This window comes from Pseudomonas sp. BF-RE-25 (genome assembly GCF_019956105.1).
GTDB lineage: Bacteria > Pseudomonadota > Gammaproteobacteria > Pseudomonadales > Pseudomonadaceae > Aquipseudomonas > Aquipseudomonas migulae.
The window spans coordinates 84,847-111,010 of the sequence record NZ_JAHBDB010000002.1 but is presented as its reverse complement, the minus strand read 5'-3'; the positions used below and the strand labels follow the sequence as shown (position 1 = coordinate 111,010).

The window sequence follows — 26,164 nt, the reverse complement described above, 5'->3', positions numbered from 1 at the left end:
ACGACATGAAACTTGCCATGTTCATGCAGCCCCTTCATCACAAGGGCTGGGATTATCACGAGATGTACGATCAGGATATTGCCTGCGCCGTCCACGCCGACGCCGTCGGTTTTGATGAGCTTTGGGTTGGCGAGCACACCTCGCAACGCACGGAGCCGGTGACCAATGCCCTGCAATTCATGTCCAGCCTGATTCCGCTGACCCGGCGCATGAAATTGTGCACCGGGGTGCTGAACCTGCCGCATCATTTTCCGGCGCGGATTGCCGCCGATGCCGCGATGTTCGATCACATGTCCAAGGGCCGTTTCATCATGGGCATCGGCCCGGGTGGCCTGGCCTCGGATTTCGAGGTGTTCGGCAGCAACGGCAAGGACCGTGGGCAGATGATGGTCGAATGCTACGAGATGATCCGCGCCATCTGGAACTCAAGCGCCCCTTACGAGTTTTCCTCGGAACACTTCCAGGTCAGCCTCAAGGACTCGGTGAATCACGAGCTGGAAATCGGCTACATGCCGACGCCGTTCCAGAAGCCGTTCCCACGGGTTGCAACCACGGCCATGAGCCCGTTTTCCGGAACGGCGAAACTGGCCGGGGCCAAAGACTGGGACCTGATGTCGGCCAACTTCAACCCGACGGCGACCGTGGCCTCGCATTGGCTGGCTTACTGCCAGGGCGCCGAAAGTGCCGGGATCAAGGCCGATGCGAACAACTGGCGCGTGGCCCGCTCGGTGTTCGTCGCCGACTCCCAGGCCCAGGCCGAAGACTACCTGGCGCAAGACAGCTGCACCCTGCGCCGTTACTTCGATTACATGATCGATAACCTGTCCTCCAACAACTACACCAAGATCTTCAAGACCCGCCCCGACATGACCGACGAGGAAGTGACGGTCGATCACTGCATCAAGGAGATGGTGATTTACGGCGACGTGAATTCCGTGACCGAACAACTGGTCGCGTTCAGTGAGCAGACCGGGCCGTTCGGCACCTTGATGACTGCCTTCCACGAGTGGGATGACGAAGCACTGTGGCGGCGCTCGATGGAGCTGACGGCGCAGCAGGTCATGCCCCGTCTGAACGACTACATGACACCGCGTTTGAAAGCGCAGTAATCGCCTTGTCGCGATTGCGTGCGTGTGTACGGCCACGTCCCGGACGTGGCCGCAACTTTGGTAATGCGCCTGGACACTACACATGACTGATTTGACAAGACAGGACCTGCGCGAAGGTGATCGCGCGTTCGAACTGACCGCCACTGAACTGGCTCGCCTGCGGGAAAAAGCCCAGTTCATTCGCCTGGAAACCATCCGACTGATCGAGATCGCCAAGGTCGGTCACTACACCTCGGTTTTTTCCGCCGCCGAGTTGTTCGCCGCGCTGTATTACGACGTGATGGACTTGCGGTTTGGCGAGCCGAAATGGCCTGATCGCGACCGCTTCATGATGGGCAAGGGGCATGCGGCGGTCGGCCTGTTTCCGGTGCTGGTGGAATGGGGCTTCTTTGCGAAAGAGATCCTCGATAACTACACGCGCCTCGGCAACCCGCTGGGCGATCACCCCGACATGCGCAAAGTGCCGGGCGTGGATTTCTCCTCCGGTTCCATCGGGCACGCCTTGTCCGGCGGCCTGGGCATGGCATTGGCCGGGCGCATGCTTGGCAAGTCGTTCACCACCTACGTGATGCTCGGCGACGGTGAAATGCAGGAAGGGCAGGTCTGGGAAGCGGCGCTGGGAGCGGCTCACCACAAAGTCCACAACCTGGTGGCGATCATCGACCGTAACGGCTACCAGCTCGACGGCAATGTCGACGACGTCATCGGCATCGAACCGCTGGCGGACAAATGGATCGCCTTCGGTTGGGAAACCCACGTGGTCGACGGGCATGACCTGGCGGCGGTCACCCGTCTGTTGCGTCGCCTCAAGGCCGATACCACTCGCACGCAGCCGGTCTGCATCATCGCCAACACGGTGAAAGGCAAGGGCGTTTCCTACATGGAAACCGAGCCCGGCTGGCACCTCGGTTATCTCGATCCGGAAGATGCGCAACGTGCTATCGACGAAATCAAAAGCAAGGTGATTTAACTCATGAATACCGCACCTCTGTCGAACAACTCCTGGCAGTACCGGGAACTGAACAGCCAGACACCCAGCTTGAATGCCTTGTCCGATGCACTGATCGAACTGGTCGAGCAGGGCGAGCCGATTGTCGCCGGCACCGCTGACTTGCAGTACTCCAACGGCCTGTCGAAATTTGCGCAGCTGCACCCGGAGCGCTTCGTGCAGTTCGGGATTTCCGAGCAAAACATGGTGTCGGCGGCAGCCGGCATGGCGGCGGTGGGGATGAAGCCGTTTGTGGCGACGTTTGCCTCGTTTCTGCCGTTGCTGTGCTGCGAGCAGATCCGCATGGACGTGGCGTACTCCGCGTTGCCGGTACGTTTGATCGGTCACCATGCGGGGATTTCCCTGGGCTTTTATGGCACTTCGCACCACGCCACTGAAGACCTGGCGATCATGCGTTCGATTGCCGACATCACAGTGGTCGCCCCGGCGGACGGCAATCAGCTCAAGGCGGCCATTCTGGCGTCGGCCAACTACCCGCAACCGATCTATTTCCGCATTCAGCGCGGGCGTGATCCGGTGGTGTATGACACCGTTCCGGACTTTGTCTTCGGCAAAGCCACTGTGCACTTGACGGGCGATGAGCTGACGATCATTGCCACCGGCTCCACGGTTCACCCGGCCCTTGAAGCGGCTCGGGCGTTGAATGCCGCAGGGCGTTCGGTGGGGGTGATCGACATGACGACCATCAAGCCGCTGGACCGTGAGGCGGTGCTGACTGCGGCGCGCAATAGCCGGGCGATTCTGACGGTGGAAGAGCACAACATCATCGGCGGCTTGGGTGGGGCGGTGTGTGAGGTGATTGCGGAGGAGGGTGTTGGGGTCAAAGTGCGGCGGCATGGCATTTACGACGAGTACAGCCTGATTGCGCCGCCGACTCATCTTTACCGGCATTACCGGCTTGATGCGGCCGGGATTGAAAGTGTGGCGCTGGAAGTGCTGGGTTGATTGCGGTTTTTTGCTGACTGATTGAGGCGGCTTTTGGTGAGGTCGCCTGAGGTTTTTCCCTTTGGGCGTTATGGGCCTGTACGTGTGACCGGGGTGTTCATTGACGAGCGCGCTGGTTGCACGTTTTTTTTTGGCTTGGTGTTTGTGTGCATATCCGTTTTTGCGGTAACGGCCGCTAATGGTTTCGCTTTTACAGCGAGTCACTTTGGAAAAGCCCCAAAGTAACCAAAGGGCTTTTGCCCCTTTCGTTCGGTGCCTCGCTATGGCTCGGCATACCCTCGCTCCGGTCCTGCTCCGTGGGCCCGCCGCGATCGGCCATCCCTGGCCGTGCGCGGCTAACCCGGCATCCATGCCGGGTTGCCCACTGCGCAGAACCTGCGCTCGGCCTCTCGAGGGGGCGTGTACCTCAAGATCAAAAGCAAAAGGCGAGCTAACGCTCGGCCTGATGAGTGGTGAGAAGCGAAAGCGTACGCGATTCCCTGTAGGAGCCGGCTTGCCGGCGAAAAGCGTGTAGGCACCGCGCTCATTCAGACAGCCCGCGTTATCGTTGACGTCCATCGCCAGCAAGCTGGCTCCTACAAGGGAAATGCGTATGCGTTTGGATAAATACGATCAACTGTAGGAGCCGGCTTGCTGGCGATGGCGTCCGTGAAATCGCCATCGCTGGCAAGCCAGCTCCTACAGGGGGAAGGTGGATGTGTTCGGAATGAGTTGACCGCAAAGGAGGAGCAGAACGCGTACTACGTTTTTTCCCTTTGGGCGTTACAGGCTTGAACGTGTGACCGGGGTGTTCGGCCTTGCGAGAGGGCGACTACGGCAACAGCACCGCGAGGCGGCCTGGCTCCTCAGTCGTGCGCGGACTCCAGCATTGTTGTGGCCCACAAATTTCGGACACTTACGCATTCCCCTGTAGGAGCTGGCTTGCTGGCGATGGACGTCAACAATAACGCGGGGTGTCCGAATGAACGCGTCGCCCAAACGCTTTTCGCCGGCAAGCCGGCTCCTACAGGGATCTGCGTACGCTTTTGATTTCCACCACTCATCAGGCCGAGCGTTAGCTCGCCTTCAGCTTTTGATCTAAGCGCCCCCTCGAGAGGCCGAGTGGAGGTTCTGCGCAGTGGGCAACCCGGCATGGATGCCGGGTTAGCCGCCCCCGGCCAGGGATGGCCGATGGCGGCGGGCCCACGGAGCAGGACCGGAGCGAGGGCATGGCGAGCCTTAGCGAGCCACCGAACGAAAGGGGCAAGAGCCCTTTGGTTACTTTGGGGCTTTTCCAAAGTGACTCGCCGTAAGGGCGAAACCAATAGCCGCCGTTACCGAAGAAACGGATATGCACACACCCAGCAGCATCACCGCATAAAGCGAACAATCACCACTGCACACCGCTAGTCTCGATCCACTGCTGAATCGACTCCCGCTTCGGCGCCCAGCCTAGCAACACTCGAGCATTGACCGCACGCACACGGCTATTCGAACCAATGGCAAAGCGCGCCCAATCCCCCAACTCGGCAATCGCCTCATCCGCCGGCCAGCTCTGAATTGCCCCGCCAAAACCCAACGACTTGCTGATCGACGTCGCAATCTCGATAAACGAAGCCTCGCCATTCTCGGCAAAGAACAACGAAGCAGAAGGCGCCTTCTCGATAGCCAGACGATACAACTCCGCCAGGTCTTCGATGTGCACGTTGGACCAGCGATGCACCCCGGCCCCCATATAAGCCCCCGCGCCATACTTGCGCGATTGAGCGAACAGTTTCGGCAGTTGATCGCTTTTCGCCGGCACGCCCAACGTCTCGCCATAAATCATGGTCGGGCAGAACACGATGCTGCGAATACCCAGCTCAACGCCAGCATTACGCACCAGCTGATTGATCTCGACCCGGTCCTTGCGGATGTCCATCGGCGTGAATGGCGTTTCATCGGTGAAGATATCCGGGCGTTCATAGGCGCCGCGAGCATCATCACCGACCACGCTCGAACCGGAGGTGTGCAACAGCACTTTTCCGCTGCCGCTCAGGGCGCTGATAAACGTTTCCACCGAAGCACGATGGTCGGAGTTGGCGGCGTTGACCACCGCGTCGGCAGCGCGCGCCTGTTCGCTGAGAATATAAGCATCATCGAGGGTGCCGAGTACCGGGGTGATGCCCAGTGCCTGCAACGCTGCGCGGTGTTCCGGGTTACGCACCAGGCCGCTGACTTCATGGCCCGCATCCACCAGGTATTTGGCCACGGAACCGCCGATGTAACCGGTCACGCCGGTAACGAAAATTTTCAATGGATTATCTCCCTTGCATCTTTGAGTTATGCCCGGCCTCGCATTAAATGGAAGGCGCAAGTATTCCTGGTCAAGGAATCCGGTCACGATACGATCCACTCCGTATATGAGCTAGACTGCTGGAACTACAAGTATCTGTGAATCAAGTTCATGCTAACGATCAAAGACATCAACCGCTCCGGCGAGATGGAAGTGTTCACCCGGGTCGTCAACGCAGGCACCTTCTCTGAAGCCGCACGACGCCTGGACATGTCGCCCTCGGCGGTCAGCAAACTGATTGCGCGCCTTGAGGCGCGCTTGGGTGCGCGCTTGTTGCATCGTTCGACGCGGCGTCTGGAGCTCACGGCGGAAGGCGAGCGGTTCAACAACGAATGCCTGCGGATTCTCGAACTGATCGATTCCGCCGAGCGAGATATCGCCAACGTGACCCGGCCCAGCGGGCTGATTCAGGTCAACGCCAACCTGCCGTTCGGTCTGCATTGCCTGTTGCCGCTGCTGCCGGATTTTCTTGCGGCCTACCCGGACATCACACTGAACGTCGAACTGACCGACACCGTGGTGGACCTGCTGGAGCGACGCGCGGATGTCGCGATCCGCACCGGCCCGATGAGAGAGTCGAGCCTGGTCCAGCGACGCCTGGGTGAAAGCCGCAAGATCACCGTGGCGTCACCGGGTTACCTCGCCCGCTGGGGGCAGCCGAAAACCCTGGAGGAGTTGCAGCGGCATAACCGCCTCAGTTTTGGTTTTCATCGCCATTCCCAGGCCTGGGTTTTTCGCGGCGCTGACGGTCAACGCATCGAGATCGAGCCCAAGGGCAATGTCCTGCTCAGTGACGGCGAGAGCATGCGTCAGTCGGCGCTGGCCGGATTAGGGATCGCCCGGCTGGCGAATTTCCACATCAGCGCCGACATCGAAGCGGGGCGTCTGGTACCGGTGCTGGAGGCATTCGACAGTGGTGAAACCGAAGCGATTCACGCCGTGTTCATCGGCCCGGGACAGCAATTGCCCCATCGCGTACGGGTGTTCATTGATTTTCTGTTGGAACGAATCGGGCCGCAGTTGACCTCGCCCTGATTGCAACACAACCCCGCGGTTTCGGTTTTTTGCTGAATCAGTCTTCAGCAACCCTTGAAAGTCTTCACGCCAGGCCTGGGGCATGATTGTCCGTATAACAACAAACCAGGGGTGTTCATGGACTATCAACTGACTGGAAAAACCGCGCTGATCACCGGCGGCGCGACGGGGATCGGCAAGGCCATCGCCCAGCGTTTCATCCTTGAAGGCGCCAACGTGGTCATCAGCGGGCTGTTGGCGGAAGAGGTCGACGCAGCCGTCGCAGAACTGGGTGAGCGCAGCAAAGGGCTGGTGGCAGACTTGACCCAGGAAGGCGCGGCGGAACGTCTGGTGGCCTTGGCCCTTGAGTCCGGGCCGATTGATTTCCTGATCAACAATGTCGGCATCTTCGAGGTCCGGGACTTTTTCGAAACGGACGACGCCCAGTGGTTTCATTACTTCAACGTCAATGTCATGAGCGGTGTGCGAATGACGCGGCTGGTCATGAAGCAGATGCTCGAACGCGGGCACGGTTCGATTGTGTTTATCAGCAGTGAATCCGCGGTCAAGCCGCAGCCGTGGATGGTTCATTACGGCGCGATGAAAACCTGCCTGCTGGGGATTTCCAGAGCGTTGGCCGAACTCACCAAAGGCACCGCCGTGCGGGTCAACTCGATCCTGCCAGGGCCGACCTACACCGAGGCGGTCAAGCGTTACCACCGCGAAATCGCCGCCGAGAAAGGCATCACCCCGCAGCAGGTGGTCCACGATTACTTTGACGATACCGAACCGACGTCGTTGATCCGGCGCATGATCGAGCCTGAAGAAGTGGCCTGCAGCGTGCTGCACCTGGCGGCGTCACCGGCGCTCAATGGCATGGCCATGCGCGTCGAGGGCGGCACCATTCGCTCGATTCTTTAAGCGGTCGCATCCCTGCGAACCGGTACACGTTAAAGCAGCGGAATGCTGTAGTTCACGATCAAGCGGTTTTGATCCTGATCACGGCTCGCTTCGCTGTTGGACTTGCCGTTGCGCCAGCCAAACCCGACACCCTTGAGCGCGCCGGACTGAATCGTGTAGTCCAGGCCGAAATCCCGTTCCCATTCCTTCTGGGTGTCGCCGGTGACGGTCTTGATGTTATCGCCGCTGAGGTAGATGACCGAAGCCTTCAAACCGGGCACACCCACACCGGCAAAGTCATACGCATACTGACCGAAAGACGTGCGTTCGCCCGCGCGGGTGAAGGTCTGGATCAGGCGGTCGGTGTACAGGTAAAGGCTGGCGCCGCCGGCACCTTTGTTGGGCAGGTTGCCCTGGCTGAGTTGAGTGAAGTTGCTGCCGCTGGAGACGCTTTGATAACCGGCGGTGAGTGCATGGGCACCGACGGTGTAGATCAGTGCGGCGCTCCAGGTCCGGTTGTCGATTTCGCCATCGGCGCCTTCGGTGTAGCCGCTGATTCGGTAGCCTGACGTGCCCGAGCTGTTAGCGCCCGACGAATCGGTCTTGAAGTAGCGCAGGTCGGTTTTCAGCGATTGATTGTCCGAGATCGCCAGCGTGTGCAACAGGCCGAAAAACTGCTGGGTGTAATAGTTGTCGAGGTTGGCGTAGTAATACTGGGCGGTCAGGTCCTTGGTGATTTTCCAGTCGCCGCCGGCGAAATCGAAGGCGTTGCTTTCACGGGTACCGCCGGTGGCCGCCAGGCCTGTCCGGTCGCTTGAGCCACGGCCCGTCGCATGTTCGATGCGGCCACCCGTGAGGGTCAGGTCCTTGAACTCGCTTGAAGTGATCTGGCCGCCGTCGAATGTCTGTGGCAGCAGGCGCCCGTCGTTGGACACCAGGATCGGCAGTTTCGGCATCAGCGTGCCCAGGCGCAGCTCGGTTTTCGAGACCTTGACCTTGCCGGTCAACCCCAGCCGGCTCCATTCATCGACCGCGCTGTTGTCGCTGTCCGACGGAATCATGCTGCTGCCGACGTGGCGTCCTTTGCCGCTGTCCAGCGTGATCCCCATCAGCCCGAGCGCATCGACACCAAAGCCGACCATGCCGTCGGTGTAACCCGACTTGAAGTCGAGCATGAAACCCTGCGCCCATTCCTCGGTTTTCGACGGCGCGGCCGGGCCGTCGCGGTTGTCGTTGTTGAAGTAGAAATTCCTCATCCCCAGGGTTGCCTTTCTGTCACTCAGGAAATCGGCGTGGGCCTGGGTGCTCAGTGCAATGGCGCCCAGCGCCAGGGTTACAACGGTGTTCTTGTTGCTCATGTAAATCGCCCCTTTTTTTGTAGTTTTTGAATTCAGGAGGGTGGCTCCCGCCGTGACAGGCGGGAGCGTGATGCCTGGATCAGATACCCAGCACGTTGGCGCCGATGCATGGGTCAATGCCACGCTCCAGGCGACGCTGGTGGACGATCACGGTGATTTCCATCGAGCCGGTGGTGACTTCGAAGTCGAGGATGTGGCCGCCATACGCCTGGAACGTGGCGTCGCCGGCCACACCGTGCATATGGATCGAAGGCTGATCGTTTTTCCACGCGACCGAGCCGGTGATGCTCGCCATCTCGACACCGTTCAAGAGCTTGGCGTCGAAGTCCTTCTTGTCCTTGTTCCAGAAACCGAACTTGACGTTGCCGAAGCCTATACCGGTGATGGACGCGCTGGGGATCTTCTCGGCGATGGCCAGTTTGGTCAGCTCCTTGAACGCGTTGTCGCCCGTGCGCAGGACCATGAGGTAACCGGTGGGGGTTTTGGTGTAGCGCGGTGTGGCTTCAGTGGGACATTGCATCGGCGCGGTCGTCGCGGTGGGAGTGGTTTCGGCAAAGGCCAATTGAGCACCTGCAATGTTGATCATCACGGCGGCGGACACGGCCAGCATCAGTTTGCACAGGCGTTGTTTCGGGTGACGTTGGACTTGCATGAGACTTCCTCTGTTTTTGTTGTTGTGTGGGTGTTGCGGTTTTCGGGACGAGCGAATCCGACGCCTGTAGTTCAACAGGCGCGGAAGTTGTCGCTAAACGTGGGTGTTAGTTGAAGCCGTGTGACTTACAGCGCATCGCGGCTGCTGACGCCGTCAACCAGTCGGGCGATGCTCAGCGGGTTGCTATTCTTCAGGGCCTCCGGCAACAGGCTGTCGGGGCAATTCTGGTAACACACCGGCCGCAGGAAACGATCGATCGCCAAGGTCCCGACCGAGGTGCCGCGTGCATCCGACGTCGCCGGGTAGGGGCCGCCATGCACCATGGCGTCGCAGACTTCCACGCCGGTGGGATAACCGTTGAACAGCACGCGCCCGACTTTCTGCTCCAGCAGGGCCAGTACATCGCCGAGGCTATCGAGCTCCGAATCCTCGGTAATCAGCGTGGCGGTCAACTGCCCGCGCAAACCGTGCAGTGCCTGCATCAACTCGGTGTGGTCGGCGACTTCAACGACGAGGGTGGTCGGGCCGAACACTTCTTCCTGAAGCAACTCATCGCCATTGATCAGCAGGCTCGCATCGGCCTTGAACACTTGCGGCCGCGCCTGATTGCCCTGTTGCTCGCTGCCGGCCAGGTGCGTGATGCCGGGGTGAGCGCGCAGGTTGTCGAGGCCATGGCAGTAGCTTTTCAGGGCGCCGGCGTTGAGCATCGTTTGCGCCGGTTGTTCGCTCATCAATCCGGTAAACCGGTCGAGGAAAGCCGTGAATTCCGCCGAGCGAATGCCCAGCACCAAACCGGGATTGGTGCAGAACTGGCCCGCACCCAACACCACGGAAGCGCTCAGCTCGGCGGCGATTTTTTCACCGCGTGCCTTGAGTGCTTCGGGCATCAGCAACACCGGGTTGATGCTGCTCATCTCGGCGAACACCGGGATCGGCTGAGGGCGCGCCGCCGCCATGTCACACAAGGCGCGACCGCCACGCAACGAACCGGTGAAGCCGACCGCCTGAATGGCCGGATGCTTGACCAGCGCTTCGCCGACGCTGCCGTAGAGCAGGTTGAACACGCCTGCGGGCATCCCGGTTTTGCGTGCTGCACGGGTGATCGCATCGGCGACGTAATCGGCGGTTGCCATGTGGCCGCTGTGGGCCTTGAACACCACCGGGCAACCGGCGGCGAGGGCGGAAGCGGTGTCGCCGCCGGCGGTGGAGAAGGCCAGCGGAAAGTTGCTGGCGCCGAACACGGCGACCGGACCGAGCCCGGTGCGGTACTGGCGCAGGTCGGGACGCGGCAGTGGCTGACGGTCCGGCAGGGCACGGTCGATGCGCGCACCGTAGAAATCACCCCGACGCAGCATCGTGGCGAACTGGCGCATCTGGCCGCTGGTGCGTGCCCGTTCACCTTGAATGCGCCCGGCGGGCAGGGCGGTTTCCTGGCACACCAGGGCGATGAACGTGTCATCCAGTGCATCGAGTTCTGCTGCGATGGCATCAAGAAATCCGGCGCGGCGGGCGGCCGACAGGTTACGGAAAGTCGGGTACGCCGTGGCCGCGGCTTCTGCTGCGGCATTCACTTCCTCGGCTGTCGCCTGATGGAAGCGATAGGGCAGTGCTTCGCCAGTGCTGGCGTCGTGGCTTTGCAGGGTGTGCGTGCCGTTGGCCGAGCGCGTGCCGGCGATGTAGTTGTGGCCTGAAACTTCAAACATGTTGGACTCCTGATGAGCTGTTCAAATCGGGTCAAGCGAGCCGGTAGATGCGTCGGGCGTTGTCATGAAACAGCGCAAGCCGATCTTCGAGAGAGCGGTCCCGGACAATGGTTTTGAAACCGTCGAACACTTCGCTGAGGCTGTTCACCACGCCATCGACCGGGTAATTGCTGGCAAACGCGCAGCGGCTGACGTCAAAAATCGATATCGCGTCGTTCACCACCACGCGGTTCGCCTCGATCGGCCACGCCTTGCCGGGAATGCAGATGCCGGAAATCTTCAGCACGACGTTCGGTTCCCGTGCCAGCAGGGCGAGGTTTTCACGCCAACCGGCCAGACCTTCTTTGGAGCGGTCGGCGGGCAGTGCGGTGTGATTGACCACGATGGACACGTCGGGAAAATCCCGGGCCAGCTCGGCGGCTTCCGGCAGATGCCACCATGGCGCCTGCAATTCGAAGTGCAGGCCGTTTTCGGCCAGTTGGGCATAGCCATCGCGCCAGCGCGGATCGCGCATCGAACCGGGGGCGACAAAATCTTCGCGCCAGGCCTCACGGCTGGTTACTGCCGGTTTGTGGCGTATGCCGCGCACCAATGGGTGATCGCCGTACAGGCGCAGCAGATCAAAAGCGTCTTCACGATCCAGCCAGGCCTGCGCGACCATGGCGCCCAGGGTGGACTCGGTTTTCGCCAGCGATTCGACAAACCGCACTTCATCGGCCGGTGTCGCCGGGTCCCACTCACCCTCGATCACGACCGTTTGCACGACGTGATGACGGCCGGTCAGCCGGTGATAGTCGGCCGGCAGGAAATTGCGGCAGATCGACGAGTAGTCGCCATAACGAAACGGTCGCAACGGGCGGTCGTTCAGCCATGGGTAGTAATGGGTTTCGATATCGAAATAGTGTTGATGCGCGTCGACGATGGGCAAATCCGCATCGTCACCGCTGGCCAGAAAACGTGCGCGCCAGTCGATGGCCGACAGGTTATCCATGCTGCTCCTCCAATCGATAAAAGCGTCGAGCGTTGCCGGCGAACACCGCTTCCTGCACCGCACGCCCCATGGGGGCGAGCATCGCGGCCATGCCATCGGCAATCGTGTCGTAGGACGCGCGCAGCCCGGCCACCGGAAAATTGCTGGCAAACATGCAGCGCTCGGGGCCGAAGATTTCCAGCGCGGTCAGGACCACAATCCGGTTGTCGTCATAATTCCAGGGCGAATCTTTAAGCCCGAACTCCGACAGCTTGATGTGCACGTTCGGCTGCAAGGCCAACGCTTCCAGGCCCTTGCGCCAGCGCGCCATGCCTTGTGGGCTGCGGTCCCAGGCGAAACCGGTGTGGTTGAGCGCAATGCGGATCTGCGGAAACATCGCCGCCACTTCAGCCGCTTCGACCAGGTGCCACGGCGGCACCCGCAGGTCCCACGACAGATCGTGCTCGGCCAGCCGCGAAAAGCCTTCCAGCCAGTTCGGATCCTGCATGGTGCCCTTGGCCCCGGCCACCGATACGTCCGGCGATGCCGAGGTCACCGGTTTTGAACGGATGCCTTTCACCAGTGGCCTGGCGGCTTGAGCGGCGAGAATCTCTGCACTGTCTTCGCGATCGAACCAGGCATGGGCAACGATGGCATTCGGGAAGCCGTAACGGGCGTTCACCTGTTCCAGCCAGCGTGTCTCGGCGACTTGCTCATCGCGCGCACGCTCGGCCTCGACGTGCACCGTGCCGACCAAGCGTTGATTTCCGGTCAGGGCAAGGAACTGTTCCGGCAGGAAATCACGGCACAGGCTGTGATAGTCGCCGAGGAAGAATTCCTCGTGATACTCGTCCTGCAACCACGGATAGCGCCCGTTGCCCAAATCCCACAAATGGTGATGGGCATCGACGATCGGCAGCGCATCCCCGGCCGCCAGGTTCGGCATGCCGTTGCGTTCGTGAAGGGTGATCATGACGGCGACCCTGACTCAGCGCGACGCGGAGAATTGCGAAGGGCTGAGCACGCCGTCTTCGACGTCGCCTGCGGCCGCCGCTTCGGCTTTGGCCTGGACGCGGCTGCGCAGTTTGGCGACATTCACCACCACACGGGTATGCGCCGCCGTCGCCACCAGCTCGACGTCATCGCGCACTTCGACATTGAAGGTGACGCTGCGACCTTCGATGCGAGTGACCGTGGCGACAATGTTCACCGACATGCCCAGCAGTGTGGCGCCGACGTGACGGATATCGACCGCCGCCCCCACGGTGTTTTCACCCTCGTCGAGGAAGGTCAGCAGGTAATCGAGGCAAGTCTGTTCAATGTCGTCGACCAGGCGCGGCGTGGCGTAGATGCGCAAGTCTTCGCCCAGAAACGAAATGGTGCGTTGTTTGTCGACGATCAGTGGGCGCTCGGTGGCGGAGCCTGGGTGCAGAGTGGAGAAATTCATACAAAACCTCGTGTTTGAGTGCTGACAGTCAAAGGTTGATTCAGGCAGACGGCAGGAAACCGATGGAAATCCACGGCACGGCGATCAGCACCGCCAGCGCGACGACCAGGGCGCCGAGATACGGCCAGACCCGGCGCATGGCGCCACTTGGGTCGACCTTGGCGATGGCGCACGCGGCGTAGAAACCGACGCCGAATGGCGGGGCGAACAAGCCCAGGCCCATGGCGAAGATCGCGACCATGGCGTAATGCACGTCGTTGATGCCCATGGCTTTGGCAATCGGGAACAGCAGCGGGCCGAACAGCACGATGGCCGGGATGCCTTCCAGGAAACTGCCGAGCAGGATGAACGCCACGGCGGAGATGATCAGGAAGCCCATCGCGCCCCCCGGAACGGTCGCCATCACTTGCGCCAGCTGGTGCGAGAAGCCCGATTGGGTGAGCGCCCAGGCCATCGCGGTGGCGCTGCCGATGATGATCAGGATCGCGCCGGACAACGACGCGGTGCTGACCAGAATCGGGTACAAGCGGCGCCAGTCAAAGCAGCGGTAGCACAGCAAACCGACAATGAAGGTGTAGGCCACGCCGATGGCGGCGACTTCGGTGGCGGTGGCGACGCCTTCGACCACGGCAGTGCGGATCACGAAGGGCAGGGCCAGCGCAGGGATCGCGAGCAGCAGCGAGTGGCCGATTTCCTTGCCCGAGGCGCGTTTGCCGGTGGAGGCCTCACCTTTGCGGTTTTTCCACCAGATGACGGCTGCCATCGCAATCGCGCCCACCACCGCTGGCATGAAACCGCCGGTGAACAGTGCGGAAATCGACACACCGGTCACCGAACCGATGGTGATCAGCACCAGGCTCGGTGGAATGGTTTCCGACATCGCCCCGGAGGCGTTAAGCATCGCCACCAGTTCGTTTTCGTCCTCGCCGCGCTTCTTCATTTCCGGGAACAGCGCCGGGGCGATGGCGGCCATGTCGGCCGCTTTCGAGCCGGAAATACCGGAGATCAGGTAAATGGCGCCGATCAGCACATACGACAAACCGCCGCGCACATGGCCGATCAGCGAGCACAGGAAACGAATCATCGCCCGCGCCATGCCCATGGCTTCGATCAGTGCACCCAAAAACACGAACAGCGGGATGGCCAGCAGGATCAGGCTCGCCATGCCTTCGTCCATCCGCCCGACCACCAGCGTCAGCGGTGTACTGGTCATGGTCGACAGGTACGCCACCGTGGCCAGGCCGAACGCGACCATGATGGGGACGCCGATGACGATCATCGCCATCACGCCGACCATGAAGAAAATCACCAGGTTCCAGTTGCCCATCAGCAACATCGAGCCTTCGGCCACCCACAACAACGCGCCGAGGGATGCGAGCATCGCCACCGAGACCGAGAAGTCGATCAACCGTGCGCTGGTCAACAGCCGGGCGACGCAGGTCATCAACATCAGGCTCAGGCCGACGGCGATGGCGGACACACGAAAGGCGTTGGGGATTTCGAGGGCGGCGGTGGTGATGATCCACTCGTCGCTGACGTACTCCCAGGCCGGGGTGAACAGCAGCCCGATGAAGGTGATGACGATCACCGCGCCCAGGGTGTCGATGAACGCCCGTTTCTCCACGGGCAGCCGCGAGATGAACGAGGTCAGTCGCATGTGTTCGCCGCGTCGCATCGCCACCACCGAACCGAGCATCGCCAGCCACAGGAACAGCAGCGAAGCCAGTTCGTCGCCCCAGACAATCGGCTGGTTGAGCACATAACGCGAGAACACGTTGCAGAACAGCAGCGTGACTTCGATGACCACCAGCAACGCGGCGCTGCCCTCGGTCAGCCAGCGCAGACCGGTGTCCAGCGCGCGGCCGAGACGAAATGTGGTTTGGTGTGGGCTGAGTCCTTCAGCGGGAGCAACATCCGTCATTGGCAGTTCATTTTTCATGACTTTGTCTCCGGCTTAGGACAGTTGACCCGCGTATTGCTCAAGCAAGCTCCAGGCTTCCGGGCCGTACTTATCCTTCCATTGGGTGTAGAAGCCTTTCGATTGCAGGTCTGTCCTGAACAGTGTGCGGTCGACTTTGTTGAAGGTGATGCCGTGGGCGGTCAGCGACGGCTCCAGGCTGGAGTTGAGGTCGATCACCTGTTGGCGCTGAACCAGCGCGGCGGCGTTGATCTGCCGTGAGACGATTTCCTGCACGTCCGCCGGCAGTTTCGGGAAGGTCTTGCCCGAGGCGACGATCCAGAAACCGCCCCAGATGTGGTCGGTCATCGAGCAATATTTCTGCACTTCATAGAACCGTGCGGACTCGACCACCACCAGCGGGTTTTCCTGGCCGTCGACCACTTTGGTCTGCAAGGCCGAGTAGGTTTCGTTGATGCTGATGCCGGTCGGCGAGGCGCCCAGGGCGCTGAACATCGACGTCCACAGCGGGCTGACCAAGACGCGCAGTTTGAAGCCGGCGAGGTCTTGCGGCGTGTTGATCGGCCGCGTCGAACTGGTGATCTGGCGGAAGCCGTTGTTCCAGACTTTTTCCATCGGGATCAGGCCGACCTTCTCGGTCTTGGCGCGCACGTACTCGCCCAGTTTGCCGTCCAGCGCGGCCCAGACACTGTCGTAGTCCTTGAAAGCGAACGGCATGCTTTCAATCGACATGGCCGGCACCAGCGTCGAGAGAATCGCACCCGGCAGTGGAATGAAATCGATCGCCCCGGCGCGCACCTGGGACAGCATGTCGGTGTCGCCGCCCATGGCGCCGTTGGCGTACACCTGCAAGTCCACCGCGCCGTTGGTTTCGGCCTTGATCGCCAGCGAGGCGGCCTTCATCTGTTGGTTCAGCGGATGGGTGTCGGGCAGGCTACTGGTGTAGCGCAGCACGATGGGTTTGGTCGCGGCGAAGACGCTCGAAGGCAGCAGGTTGGCGGCAAATGCGCCACCCACGGTGACGCCGGCAGACACTAGGAAGGATCGGCGGCTGACGGACTCGGTCAAGATACGGCTCATGATGTTCACCTATTGTTTTTGTTGTAGTTGTTCAAAAAAGCAACGCGAACGCTGCTCCTTGTGGGAGCGAGCCTGCTCGCGATGGACCTGAGGGCGCCGCGTTTATCCAGCCAAAAACGCGTTTTCGTTAACGTCCATCGCGAGCAGGCTCGCTCCCACACAGTTCGGTTCAGGAGGCGAGTGCGACCACCGCCTGGGTGCGAATCAACTCGTCGATTTCGTTTTCCGCATACCCGCTTTCCTTCAGCACTTCGCGGGTGTGTTCGCCGAGCAGCGGGGCAGGGCGGCTGGTCGGTGGCGCGGCGTTGTCCATGTCGGAGAAGTGAATCGGCAAGCCCATGCCGCGCACCCGGCCTTCGGTCGGGTGTTCGGTCTCGACGACCATGCCGCGTGCCTTGGTTTGCGGGTGGGCCAACGCAGCGGCGATGTCGAGGACCGGCCCGGCAGGCAGGCCGAGGCTGTCGAACAACACCATCCATTCATCCGTGGTGCGTGCGACCAGCACTTCGTTGAGGATTTCCACCAGCGCCAGGCGATGCTCCATGCGCAAGGCGTTGCTGGCGAAACGTGGGTCGGCTTTCAATTGCGGAACGGCCAGCGCCTCGACCAGTCGTTCATAGTTGGCCTGGTTGGCGGCGCCGATGTTGATCCAGCCATCCGCCGTGCGGAACACCTGGTACGGCGCGCTGGTGGAGTTGGCCGAACCCATTTTTGGCAGGATGGTGCCGTCGGCGAAATACGCCGCTGCTGGCCAGTACATTTGTTGCAGGCCGGCTTCGAACAGTGAGGTGTCGACCATCTGCCCAAGGCCGGTTTTCTGTTTCGCGGCATACGCAGCGCAGATGCCGAGGGCGGCGAGGATGCCGGAGTTGATGTCGGCCACCGGCGAACCGGCCTTGACCGGCTCACGCCCGGCTTCACCGGTCATGCTCATCATGCCGCTCATGCCTTGGGCGATCAGGTCGAAACCGCCTTTTTCGCCGAACGGCCCGCTGCGGCCGTAACCGGAAATCGCGCAATAGATCAGTCCGGGGTTGAGGGTTTTCAGGGTTTCGTAACCGAGGCCGAATTTTTCCATGGTGCCGGCGCGGTAGTTTTCCGTGACCACGTCGGCGTCCATCAGCAGGCGGCGCAGAACGTCGCGGCCGCCCTCGGTTTTAAGGTTCAGGCCGATCCCGCGCTTGTTGCGGTTGACCACCATGAACGAAGCGGATTCACCGCTGGCCATGATCGGCGAGAAGCGCCGCGAATCATCACCGTCCGGGACTTTCTCGACCTTCACCACGTCAGCGCCCATGTCGGCCAGCATCATGCCGCACACCGGGCCGGACATGATGTGAGCCAGTTCTACCACGCGCATTCCTGTCAGCGGTCCCATGTTATTTGCCCTCGAATTGTGGTTTGGCTTTGGCGATGAACGCGTTCAGGCCGATCTGAAAATCGTCGGTGTCGTAGCAGGAGTAACTGCTGTCGATCTGCTCGACGGTGGGGGCGATGCCCGCTTCCAGTTGCCGTGCCGCCTGGCGATGCCAGCGGGCGACGAGCGGGGCGCCGTTAGTGATGCGTTTGGCGGTGGCGAGGGTTTCGGATTCGACTTCGGCATCCGGTACGACGCGGGTCACGAGGTTTTTCACGTAGGCGTCGTTGGCGTCGAGAATGCGGCCTTCAAGGAGAATCTCCAGGGTCGTCGAGCGTCCCGCCAGCGCCACCAGCCCGGCCATTTCGTCATAGGACATGACCAGCCCGAGCTTGCCGACCGGCGCGCCGAAGCGGCTGGACGTGCCACAGATGCGCAGGTCGCAGAGCGCGGCGATTTCCAGGCCACCGCCGACGCACACGCCGTGAATCATCGCGATCACCGGGTGCGGGCATTCGACAACCGCGCGCATCGCCGCTGAAGTGATTTCGGCATAGTGTCGGGCCTGCGCCTGGTTGGCGCGCACGCCCGGAAACTCGCCGACATCGGCGCCGGCGGCAAAGGCCTGTTCGCCCGCACCGCGCAACACCACGCAGCGCACGCTGAGGTCGGCGGACAGTTCGGTCATGACGTCACCCAGGTCTTGCCACATGGACAGGGTCAGGGCGTTCATCTTTCCCGGATGACTGAGGGTGACGATGGCAATGGCGTCTTGCCGTTCGATAAGGACGGTGGGCTTCATGATTGTTCCGCTGCCGTCGGCGTTGCCGACGACGCGGATGCCTCCTGTTTTATTGTTGTTGGGCAGCGGCTGCTTACAGCGATTGTTCGAGCATCGACAGGTAGTCCGCCGAGGATGCTTCGCGCGGATTGGTCTTGTGGCTGTGATCGTGCAACGCGCCCTCGACGATGCCGGCGAACAGGCTTTCATCGACGCCGATCTGGCTCAGGCGGGTCGGCAGGCCCAGGCGTTTGGTCATGTCTTCGATGGCTGCGCCGATGTTCGCGTCGGCCTCAAGGCCCATGGCATGGCGCAGTCTTTCGAGTTTGCGCTCGTCACGGACAGTCGGGGCGTTGGCGTTGAAGTGCACGACCGCCGGTAGAAAAATCGCGTTCAACGTGCCGTGGTGCAGTTTCGGATTGATGCCGCCCAAGGCGTGGGAAAGGCTGTGCACGCAGCCCAGACCTTTCTGGAAGGCCAGCGCGCCTTGCATGGACGCGCTCATCATATTCATCCGCGCTTCGCGATCACCGGGTTCGGCGGTCGCGCGTTCGATGTGTTCCCAGGCGCGCCACAAACCGTCGAGGGCGATGCCGTCTGCGGCAGGGTTGAAGGCCGGGGCCATGAACGTTTCGATGCAATGCGCGATAGCGTCCATGCCGGTGGCGGCGGTGAGCATGGGCGGCAGACCGAGGGTCAACTCCGGATCGCAGATGGCCACGCGAGGCACGACATAGGGGGAGATAACGCCGACCTTGCGACCATCGTCGAGGATCAGGATAGCGCCGCGACCCACTTCGCTGCCGGTGCCGGCCGTGGTCGGAACCGCAATCAGCGGCGCGGTGGCCGAGGTGATGCGATCCAGTCCGCCTTCAATCACCGCGAAGCTTTGCAGAGGACCGTCGTGGGTGGCGCAGACCGCGACGCCTTTGGCCAGATCGATCGATGAACCGCCACCGACAGCGATGATGCCGTTGCACTCGCCGAGGTGGTATTGGGCCACGGCTTCACGCACGGCGTGTTCATTCGGATTGGGCGGGGTGGCGTCGAAGATTGTCGGTGCGCGGTCACCGCCGAGGGCAGCGATGACTTTGTCGACGATGCCGGCATTGCGCACGCCGACGTCGGTGACGATCAGCGGCCGGGTGATGCCGGCGCGCTCGGCTTCGGCGGCCAGGTGCTGCAGGCTGTCGTAGCCGAACTGGATTTTGGTGACGTAATTGATGAGTGACATGATTCACCACAAGTTATACAGGATTGTTATTGTTGCAACCGGTCTGGGGCAGGAGGGCTTTCGCACTCTGGTCAAACCCATTGCATTGCCTGGCTGTGGGGTGGACTATAGGGCCGTCTTGGCCAGCCTCGATACTGACAACTTTCGATACCTCTATAACTTTTAGTTAACCCTGATGACGCCCTCACTGAACTCGATCATGTCCCGCCTGCACGTCAAGCAGCTCCGTTTGCTGATCGCCCTGGATGAGCACGGCTCGTTGCTGGGCGCGGCCAAACAGGTCGCGCTGACCCAGCCCGGCGCGAGCAAGGCGCTGCAAGAAATTGAAACTACTTTCGGCACTGCGCTGTTCACCCGCACTAACCGCGGGCTTGAGCCGAACGACGCCGGGCGTTCGGTCATCCGGTACGCGCGGTTGATCCAGACTGACCTTGCGCACCTGCGCGAAGAGATCATCGGCATCATGAGCGGCGAGGGCGGACGCGTGTCGGTCGGCACCATCATGGGCGCCGTGCCGCTGCTGACCACGGCGATCAGCCGGGTGATCGCCGACAACCCGAAGCTGTCCATCGAGATTGTCGAAGACACCAGCGCCGCGCTGCTCAGCCAGCTCGATGCCGGGCGCCTGGACCTGGCGATCTGCCGTACCACCATCAGCACCACCCCCTACTTGTATGAGAGCTCGACCTTCGTCGAGGAAACCCTGGCGGTGATCGCCAGCACCCAGCATCCGTTCGCCTATGCCCGCCAGTTGTCGTTGAAAGACCTGGTGGATTACCGCTGGGTCGTCTATCGCGCCAACATGCCGATGCGGCTGTTGCTGGAGCGCGAGTTTCATGAGGCCGACCTGCGTTTCCCGGTGCATTTGCTGGAAACCACCTCGGCCTTCGCCACTCTGTCGCTGCTCCAGGAAAACCCGACCCTCGTCGCACTGGTGTCGACCGACGTGGCGAAGTTCTGCTCCGGCTACGGCTTCACCACCACGCTGCCGCTGCCGATCACCTCACGCAGCGAACCCTACGAACTGGTGTCGCGCAAAGGCGTCCCGGACTCGCCAGCGGCCAGGCTGCTGCGCGAGGCACTGCTGAATCCCGCCTGATTGCCGGCGATGGCGGCCTTGAAATCGATGCAAAACCCACGGGCCCCATCGCCAGCAAGCCGGCTCCTACAGTGGATCGCGTTGCTCACCTTTCCCGTGCCCACCACCAAACCCTTGTAGGAGCCGGCTTGCCGGCGATGGCGGCCTCGCAATCGATGCAAAACCAACGGGCCCCATCGCCAGCAAGCCGGCTCCTACAGTGGATTGTGGTATTCACCTTTTCGTGCCCGCCACGAAACCCTTGTAGGAGCCGGCTTGCCGGCGATGACGGCCTCGAAATCGATGCAAAACTCACGGGCCCCATCGCCGGCAAGCCGGCTCCTACAGTGGATCGTGTTGTTCACCTTTCCCGTGCCCGCCACCAAACCCTTGTAGGAGCCAGCTTGCCGGCGATGACGGCCTTGAAATCGATGCAAAATCAACGGGCCCCATCGCCGGCAAGCCGGCTCCTACAGTGGATTGTGGTGTTCACCTTTTCGTGCCCGCCACTGAACCCTTGTAGGAGCCGGCTTGCCGGCGATGGCGGCCTCGCAATCGATGCAAAACCCACGGGCCTCATCGCCAGCAAGCCGGCTCCTACAGTGGATCGTGTTGTTCACCTTTCCGGTGCCCGCCACCAACCCCTTGTAGGAGCCGGCTTGCTGGCGATGGCGGCCTTGAAATCGATGCAAAACCCACGGGCCTCATCGCCGGCAAGCCGGCTCCTACAGTGGGTTGTGTTGTTATGGGAGATAGTGCCCGGCATTGGACGTTTGCATTCGTGCGATTCAGGCAATATTGATTTGTGGCGGGCGCGGTGTTTGAAACGAATCGGCGCCGCGATACTCGACGGGATTTTGCCTATTCCTAAATTGGCCCACGGATGGCCATTGCGAGGTTCGAACCATGACTGTCTCCCGCCGACTGGCGCTCTTGTTGACCACTGCCGCGTTGCTCACCGCGTGTGGTGAATCTTCCAAACTGCCGCCGCAAGCCAGTGTCGGCCCGAGCCCGCAGTTGCCTGAGCCCACGACCACGCTGATCCCGACGTTGAAGGTGTCCAAGGCCATCGGCTGGTCCGGCAGCGACAAGCCGAAAGCGCCCGCCGGTTTCACGGTGACGGCCCTGGCCGAAAACCTCGACCACCCGCGCTGGATCTACAGATTGCCCAATGGCGATCTGTTGGTCGCCGAAAGCAATCACCCGCCGATGCCTGAAGGCGCCACTGACGGTGGCAGAGGTCCGCTGGCCTGGGCGCGGCGCACCGCGATGGGTTTTGTGATGGGCCGTGTCGGCGCCGATGCGCCCAGCGCCAATCGAATCACCTTGCTGCGCGATGCCGACGGTGACGGTCACGCTGAACTGCGCACAGTGTTCATGAGCGGACTGACGTCACCCTTCGGCATGGCGTTGGTGGGCAACGAGCTGTTCATCGCCAACGCCGACGCCCTGGTCAAGGTGCCTTACAGCGAGGGGCAAACCGAGATCACGGCGACGCCGGTGAAAGTCACCGATCTGCCTGCCGGTATCAATCACCACTGGACCAAGAACGTGCTCGCCAACCCTGAGGGCACCAAGCTTTACGTCACCGTGGGCTCCAACAGCAACGTTGGCGAAAACGGTCTGGAGGCCGAAGAAGGGCGCGCGGCCATCTGGGAAGTTGACGTTAAAAGCGCCGACAAGCGTCTGTTTGCCAGCGGTCTGCGCAACCCCAACGGCCTGGCCTGGAAACCCGGTTCGAGCCAGTTGTGGACCGTGGTCAATGAGCGCGATGAAATCGGCAGCGACCTGGTGCCGGATTACCTGACGTCGGTAAAAGACGGCGCGTTCTACGGCTGGCCATGGAGTTACTACGGCAACCACGTCGACACCCGGGTTGAGCCGCCGCGCCCGGACAAGGTGGCCCAGGCTATCGCCCCGGACTACGCATTGGGTACCCACGTCGCACCGCTGGGCCTGGCGTTCTCTGACTCGCGGGCCATGCCCAGCGCTTTCGCCAATGGCGTGTTCATCGGCGAACACGGCTCGTGGAACCGCAATCCGCAGGCCGGCTACAAGGTGGTGTTCATCCCGTTCAGCGACGGCAAGCCTTCAGGTTTACCGGTGGATTTCCTCACCGGTTTCCTCAATGCCGAAGGCGAGGCTCAAGGGCGTCCGGTGGGCGTAGCGCTTGATCAGAGCGGGGCGTTGCTGGTGGCGGACGATGTCGGTAACAAGGTGTGGCGCGTGGCGGTGGCCAAACCCGCGCAATGACGCCTGAGCTGCGCTCTCAGCGCAGACGATAAAAGGCGCGTGCCATGAGGCACGCGCCTTTTTTGTGGTCGGAAGAAGCCGACTCAAACCCCGCCCTGGGTCTTGTGAACCGCCTGGATGATGACTTTGGCCACGTCGGCCGGGCGTGATTGCTGCGGGACATGGCTGGCTTCGACTTCGGTGACCTGCGCTTTCAATTTCTTGGCAAACGCGCGCTGCAGGTCGGGCTGGATCATGCGGTCTTCACGGGCCACGACGTACCACGATGGTTTGCCTTTCCAGGCGGCGGCAGTGGTTACGTCGCCAAACGCCGAGGCTCGAATCGGACCTTGTGTCGCGGTCATGATGTCGGTCTGCGCGGCTGGCAGATCTTGAGCGAAGCCTGTGGCCATACCCTGGCGGGTCATGTACAGAAAGCCGTTTTTATCCGCGGCGATGTCTTTCGTACCGGGTGGTGCCGGGTAATCCTTGCCCAGGTCTTTACTGGCCTGACCGGCATCAGGGGCAAACGCGGCGACGTACACCAGGCCACGAACTTTCTGGTCAGTGCCGGCCTGACTGATTACTGTACCGCCCCAGGAGTGCCCGACCAGCACGACGTCGCCGTCCTGGTTGTTCAGGACCCGTTGCGTGGCCGCCACATCATCGGCCAGCGAAGTCAGCGGGTTTTGCACCACGGTGACCTTGATGCCTTCGGCTTGCAGCAGCGGGACAACCTTGGCCCAGTCGGAGCCGTCGGCGAAGGCGCCGTGTACGATCACCACCGACGGTTGCGCAGGGGCCGCATGGCTGCCGACGGCGAACAGTGAAGCCGTCATGGCGAGTGCGAGGGCGATAGCCTTGGGTTTGAACATGGTTAAATCTCCTGTGGTTGGTGTGATCCAGTTTCAGCAATACGCGAACGGTCCGGTATCGGTCGTTTATCCGAGGCAGACCAAAAAACGAGGGAGGGCAGAACGGTATGCGCGACAGTGACGGCATCGAGCTGGAGAGTGCGATCGTGGCGTTGTCCATGGTCGGGGACCTGAGCATGGGGCAGCCCTTCGACCAGTCACGTCGTACCGCCCGGCTGGTCCAGCTGCTCGCGCAGTCGTGTCACGGTGTCGGTGAACACACCGAAGTCGCGCGGCAAGTCGCCTTGCTGCGCTGGTCGGGTTGTACCGCCAATGCCGAGGGCTTCACCCGTCTGCTGGGCGATGACGTCGAGGGCCGCAACGCCATGCTCAGCCAGACGCTGGGGGCGGCGGGCCTGCGCGCCATGCGCAAGTCGGCGCCGTTGGCGCAGGTGCATTGCGAAGTGTCGGGCGACATCGCGCAGACACTGGGCCTGAGTGCGCCGGTCGAACACGGGCTGCGGCATGTGTTCGAGCAGTTTGACGGCGAAGGCAAACCCGTTGGCCTGCGCCATCCCGAGGTGCCGGAGGTGGTGTATCAGGTACTCCTGGCGGGCGATCTGGAAATTCTCTCGCGGGTTCACGGGCTCGACGCTGCGCTGGAATGGATTGCGACCAAGGGCAATCGGCGCTATCCGGCATCGCTGGCCGCCCGGCTCACGCAACATGCCGCAGACTGGCTGGAGTCGTTGCGCGTGCCAGAGGTCACTCCATCACAACCCCGTGAAAACGCGATCAAGGTGCCGCTTACGCTGGTGGGGGATGTGATCGACCTCAAGCTACCCTGGCTGGCGGGCTATTCGCGTCGCTCCGCCGAGTTGGTGCGCGAAGCCGCCAGACTCTGGGGCTTGTCGGAACAGTCGGGCGACCAGGCCGCGAAGGCCGCGCTGGTGCATGGCATCGGCCGGGCGGCGGTTCCCAACCGGGTCTGGAACACGGCGGGGGCGCTGCTGGACGGTGATCTTGAACAGGTACGCCTGGTGCCTTACTGGACGTCGCGTACCTGCGGCCAGATTCCCGAACTGTCGGTGCCGGGCCGGCTGGCGGCCAACGCTTACGAACGACTGGATGGCAGCGGCTATTTCCGTGGTCTTGAGGGCGATGCCTTGCCCGCCGAGCAGCGCTTGCTGGCGGCGGCGCTGGTCTGGCAGGCGTTACGTTGCGAACGACCCTGGCGACCGGCCTTCACTGACAGTGACGCGGAACGTCTGTTGCTCGACGAAGCCGCCCAAGGGCGTTTCGACCCTCAGGCCTGTCAGGCGGTCATCGCGGCGGCGCGCGGTGAAAGCGCTGTAGCGGCCAGAGTGAACGGCAGTCCGCTGACCGACCGTGAGACGCAAATCCTGCAACGGATCAGCATGGGCGGGAGCAACAAAGAGGTGGCGCGCCAGCTCGGCATCAGCCCGAGTACGGTGCGTACCCATGTCGAGAGCGTGTTCCGCAAACTGCACTGCACCACCCGTGCGGCTGCAACGCTGAAGGCGCTGACCCTCGGACTGATTTGAGCCTCAAATGGGGATGTGGGTTGTCGACAACACCTGGCGCAACCCCATGAACGAACGAATCTGCCGCACACCGGGCAGGTACAACAATTGCTCCGCGTGCAGCCGGTTGAAACTGTTGCTGTCCTTGGTTCGTATCAACATGAAGTAGTCGAATTCCCCCGTCACCACATGGCATTCCATGCAGCCGGAAACCTTTTGCGCGGCGGCCTCGAAGGCAGCGAAGGATTCCGGCGTCGAGCGGTCCAGCACCACGCCGATCAACACCACCATGCCCGCATCCAGCGCGTCATTGTCCAGCAACGCGACGATGCCCTTGATCAAACCCGCCTGCTTGAGGCGCTCGACGCGGCGCAAACACGCCGGCGCACTCAGTTTGACCTTCTCGGCGAGCGCCACATTGGAGATGGAAGCGTCGCGTTGCAGCGCCTTGAGAATGGCGCGGTCGGTTCGGTCCAGCGGGTGTGGCTCCGGGCTGGGTGTTCCGGTTTTCTTGTGAGTATTTGTTGCGTTCATATGGATTTCTACGCAATAAAAAGTTGTTTGAAGTGATAGGTGACGATTTATGTTTCTTTAATGCATTGAAACTTGCAACACATATTTTTGGCTTTGTTCTTAATATTGAACTCATCGAAGCCCCTCTGAAA

General features: G+C 61.6%; 22 protein-coding genes. 8 read left to right on the top strand and 14 right to left on the bottom strand.

Annotation, left to right across the window (positions count from 1 at the left end):
- The first annotated feature begins 5 nt into the window (after positions 1-5).
- From KGB24_RS01175 to KGB24_RS01165, 3 genes are all read left to right on the top strand, one after another.
- Entirely contained in the window at positions 6-1,109 is a 1,104-nt protein-coding gene (locus tag KGB24_RS01175) for an LLM class flavin-dependent oxidoreductase (protein WP_223416357.1), read from the top strand.
- 82 nt (positions 1,110-1,191) lie between these two features.
- Positions 1,192-2,079, top strand: coding sequence for a transketolase (locus KGB24_RS01170; protein WP_008042088.1), 888 nt, complete (start codon positions 1,192-1,194; stop codon positions 2,077-2,079).
- 3 nt (positions 2,080-2,082) lie between these two features.
- On the top strand, positions 2,083-3,063 hold the full coding sequence (locus tag KGB24_RS01165; RefSeq protein WP_192228383.1) for a transketolase family protein: 981 nt from the start codon (positions 2,083-2,085) through the stop codon (positions 3,061-3,063).
- 1,369 nt (positions 3,064-4,432) lie between these two features.
- Here the strand turns inward: KGB24_RS01165 and KGB24_RS01160 are convergent.
- The gene (locus tag KGB24_RS01160; protein WP_008035828.1) at positions 4,433-5,338 is read right to left on the bottom strand and encodes an NAD-dependent epimerase/dehydratase family protein; all 906 of its coding nucleotides are present in this window, start codon (positions 5,336-5,338) and stop codon (positions 4,433-4,435) included.
- Positions 5,339-5,488: 150 nt separating this feature from the next.
- Here KGB24_RS01160 and KGB24_RS01155 point away from each other — a divergent pair, with 150 nt between their 5' ends.
- Positions 5,489-6,412 carry a LysR family transcriptional regulator gene (locus tag KGB24_RS01155; RefSeq protein WP_008043103.1) on the top strand — a complete coding sequence of 308 codons (924 nt, stop codon included), beginning with the start codon at positions 5,489-5,491 and terminating at the stop codon, positions 6,410-6,412.
- A gap of 117 nt (positions 6,413-6,529) precedes the next feature.
- Positions 6,530-7,312, top strand: coding sequence for an SDR family NAD(P)-dependent oxidoreductase (locus KGB24_RS01150; RefSeq protein WP_008043101.1), 783 nt, complete (start codon positions 6,530-6,532; stop codon positions 7,310-7,312).
- A 29-nt stretch (positions 7,313-7,341) separates the two neighbouring features.
- Here the strand turns inward: KGB24_RS01150 and KGB24_RS01145 are convergent, their stop codons facing one another.
- From KGB24_RS01145 to KGB24_RS01095, 11 genes are all read right to left on the bottom strand, one after another.
- Positions 7,342-8,649 carry an OprD family porin gene (locus KGB24_RS01145; RefSeq protein WP_223416056.1) on the bottom strand — a complete coding sequence of 436 codons (1,308 nt, stop codon included), beginning with the start codon at positions 8,647-8,649 and terminating at the stop codon, positions 7,342-7,344.
- A 79-nt stretch (positions 8,650-8,728) separates the two neighbouring features.
- Positions 8,729-9,301 (bottom strand): PPC domain-containing DNA-binding protein, encoded by a 573-nt coding sequence (locus tag KGB24_RS01140; protein ID WP_008043099.1) that lies wholly within the window; start codon positions 9,299-9,301, stop codon positions 8,729-8,731.
- Positions 9,302-9,426: 125 nt separating this feature from the next.
- Positions 9,427-11,004 (bottom strand): aldehyde dehydrogenase (NADP(+)), encoded by a 1,578-nt coding sequence (locus KGB24_RS01135; protein WP_223416055.1) that lies wholly within the window; start codon positions 11,002-11,004, stop codon positions 9,427-9,429.
- 31 nt (positions 11,005-11,035) lie between these two features.
- Positions 11,036-11,995 carry an amidohydrolase family protein gene (locus KGB24_RS01130; RefSeq protein WP_223416054.1) on the bottom strand — a complete coding sequence of 320 codons (960 nt, stop codon included), beginning with the start codon at positions 11,993-11,995 and terminating at the stop codon, positions 11,036-11,038.
- Entirely contained in the window at positions 11,988-12,947 is a 960-nt protein-coding gene (locus tag KGB24_RS01125) for an amidohydrolase family protein (RefSeq protein WP_223416053.1), read from the bottom strand. Before KGB24_RS01125 ends, KGB24_RS01130 begins: the two co-directional genes overlap by 8 nt.
- A 15-nt stretch (positions 12,948-12,962) precedes the next feature.
- Positions 12,963-13,421: a thioesterase family protein gene (locus tag KGB24_RS01120; protein WP_008033805.1), complete on the bottom strand. Its 459-nt coding sequence runs from the start codon at positions 13,419-13,421 to the stop codon at positions 12,963-12,965.
- 40 nt (positions 13,422-13,461) lie between these two features.
- The gene (locus KGB24_RS01115) at positions 13,462-15,360 is read right to left on the bottom strand and encodes a TRAP transporter large permease subunit (protein WP_008033807.1); all 1,899 of its coding nucleotides are present in this window, start codon (positions 15,358-15,360) and stop codon (positions 13,462-13,464) included.
- Between the two features lie 15 nt (positions 15,361-15,375).
- Entirely contained in the window at positions 15,376-16,419 is a 1,044-nt protein-coding gene (locus KGB24_RS01110) for a TRAP transporter substrate-binding protein (RefSeq protein ID WP_008033809.1), read from the bottom strand.
- Positions 16,420-16,588: 169 nt separating this feature from the next.
- Positions 16,589-17,797 carry a CaiB/BaiF CoA transferase family protein gene (locus KGB24_RS01105; protein WP_008033811.1) on the bottom strand — a complete coding sequence of 403 codons (1,209 nt, stop codon included), beginning with the start codon at positions 17,795-17,797 and terminating at the stop codon, positions 16,589-16,591.
- A gap of 1 nt (position 17,798) precedes the next feature.
- Positions 17,799-18,578 carry an enoyl-CoA hydratase-related protein gene (locus KGB24_RS01100; protein ID WP_223416052.1) on the bottom strand — a complete coding sequence of 260 codons (780 nt, stop codon included), beginning with the start codon at positions 18,576-18,578 and terminating at the stop codon, positions 17,799-17,801.
- A gap of 73 nt (positions 18,579-18,651) precedes the next feature.
- Positions 18,652-19,791 (bottom strand): iron-containing alcohol dehydrogenase, encoded by a 1,140-nt coding sequence (locus tag KGB24_RS01095; RefSeq protein ID WP_008033814.1) that lies wholly within the window; start codon positions 19,789-19,791, stop codon positions 18,652-18,654.
- Positions 19,792-19,966: 175 nt separating this feature from the next.
- On the opposite strand from KGB24_RS01095, the gene KGB24_RS01090 reads away from it, so the two are divergent.
- Entirely contained in the window at positions 19,967-20,890 is a 924-nt protein-coding gene (locus tag KGB24_RS01090; protein WP_008033815.1) for a LysR family transcriptional regulator, read from the top strand.
- Between the two features lie 885 nt (positions 20,891-21,775).
- Positions 21,776-23,122 (top strand): PQQ-dependent sugar dehydrogenase, encoded by a 1,347-nt coding sequence (locus tag KGB24_RS01085; RefSeq protein ID WP_223416051.1) that lies wholly within the window; start codon positions 21,776-21,778, stop codon positions 23,120-23,122.
- Positions 23,123-23,205: 83 nt separating this feature from the next.
- Here KGB24_RS01085 and KGB24_RS01080 read toward each other — a convergent pair whose 3' ends face one another.
- Positions 23,206-23,976 (bottom strand): alpha/beta hydrolase, encoded by a 771-nt coding sequence (locus tag KGB24_RS01080; protein ID WP_008033820.1) that lies wholly within the window; start codon positions 23,974-23,976, stop codon positions 23,206-23,208.
- Between the two features lie 107 nt (positions 23,977-24,083).
- Here KGB24_RS01080 and KGB24_RS01075 point away from each other — a divergent pair, with 107 nt between their 5' ends.
- Complete coding sequence (locus KGB24_RS01075; RefSeq protein WP_008033822.1) at positions 24,084-25,520, top strand: HD domain-containing phosphohydrolase; 1,437 nt, start codon at positions 24,084-24,086, stop codon at positions 25,518-25,520.
- 3 nt (positions 25,521-25,523) lie between these two features.
- Here the strand turns inward: KGB24_RS01075 and KGB24_RS01070 are convergent, their stop codons facing one another.
- A complete protein-coding gene (locus tag KGB24_RS01070; protein WP_008033823.1) occupies positions 25,524-26,033 on the bottom strand; it encodes an Lrp/AsnC family transcriptional regulator in 510 nt (169 codons plus the stop codon).
- Positions 26,034-26,164: the final 131 nt, after the last annotated feature.